We start from the raw sequence: 1,439 nt of genomic DNA, 5'->3' as shown, positions 1-1,439 counted from the left end.
TCGTGCTGCTCGTCGTCGCGATGGGCATCGGCGGACCCGGTTCGCTCATCGGCTTCGACTTCGCCCGGACCTTCAACCCGATCGGCTCGCTCGGCTCGGCGAACGGTGTGGTGAACGTCGGCGGGTTCCTCGCGGCGTTCGTGATGATGTACCTGATCGGCGTCGTCCTCGACGTGGCGGCGCGGGCATCGGGCACCACGGTGTTCGCCTGGGAGAACTTCCGGATCGCCCTCACGGTGCAGTACGTCGTGGTCGGGTTCGGTGTCGGGATGCTCCTGCACGCCCGCCGCCGGACCCGTCGGGTGCTGCACTCGGAAGAGGGAATACGCGTCGGACCACTCTGGGTTGCACTCGTTGCACGCCTGCGGAGGCGGCACGTGCAATAATGATCACGGACCCGTTCGGGACCCCTGTCTGTCGGAGCACTTCGGTGCGCCGGTGAACTCGGGGGACTTGACATGGGTCCTAGTGCTGCCCGGAACGGTAGGACTCGTACGACGCGGGGGACTGCGGCGCGGGACCTGGGCGGCGAGGGAAGCCACGACCCCACGAACGTGGCACGACGAGAGAGGTGATCGCATGGCTGCCCGGAGCACGACGATCGATCCCACGAAGGACACCGAGCCCGAGGGCGCTGTGGCAGAGGACGCCACCGCCACCGAGGGCACCGCAGCGCCGAAGAAGCGCGCCACGAAGGCCCCCGCCACGAAGGCCCCTGCCAAGAAGGCGCCTGCCAAGAAGGCAGCACCCAAGGCGAAGAAGACCGACGCCGTCGACGAGGCCATCGCCTCGGACGAGCCGGTCGAGGAGCCGACCGACGAGGCCGACGACACCGACGACAAGACGGCCAAGCCGGACGCCGCTGCCGCGGTCGCCGCCGGTGCGCTCGTCATCTCGCAGACCGACGACGACGAGGCACCGGTCTACTCCACGACCATCACGGGTGCCACCGCCGACCCGGTGAAGGACTACCTCAAGCAGATCGGCAAGGTCGCCCTGCTCAACGCCGAGCAGGAGGTCGAGCTCGCGATGCGCATCGAGGCCGGCCTGTTCGCCGAGGACAAGCTGCAGCACTCGACGGGGCTGTCGAAGCCCGCCGAGCGTGAGCTGCGCTGGGTCGCCCGTGACGGTCAGCGTGCGAAGTCGCACCTGCTCGGCGCGAACCTCCGTCTGGTCGTCTCGCTGGCCAAGCGCTACACCGGTCGCGGCATGCAGTTCCTGGACCTCATCCAGGAAGGCAACCTGGGCCTGATCCGTGCGGTCGAGAAGTTCGACTACACCAAGGGCTTCAAGTTCTCGACGTACGCGACCTGGTGGATCCGTCAGGCCATCACCCGCGCCATGGCCGACCAGGCCCGCACCATCCGCATCCCGGTGCACATGGTCGAGGTCATCAACAAGCTCGCCCGCGTGCAGCGCCAGATGCTGCAGGACCTCGG

1 protein-coding gene and 1 pseudogene are annotated in these 1,439 nt (G+C 68.1%); both read left to right on the top strand.

The window, feature by feature from the left end:
• Positions 1-386 (top strand): annotated as a pseudogene (locus BIU95_RS12450) (MFS transporter); the annotation flags it as partial.
• Positions 387-579: 193 nt separating this feature from the next.
• A partial coding sequence (locus BIU95_RS12445; protein WP_139179781.1) for a sigma-70 family RNA polymerase sigma factor occupies positions 580-1,439 on the top strand: 860 nt, incomplete at its 3' end.

Origin of the sequence: Curtobacterium sp. MCBA15_007 (assembly GCF_001864905.1) — a bacterium.
GTDB classification, from domain to species: Bacteria; Actinomycetota; Actinomycetes; order Actinomycetales; family Microbacteriaceae; genus Curtobacterium; species Curtobacterium poinsettiae.
Note: the sequence above shows the minus strand (reverse complement) of the source record. Positions and strands in the feature narration are given on the sequence as shown.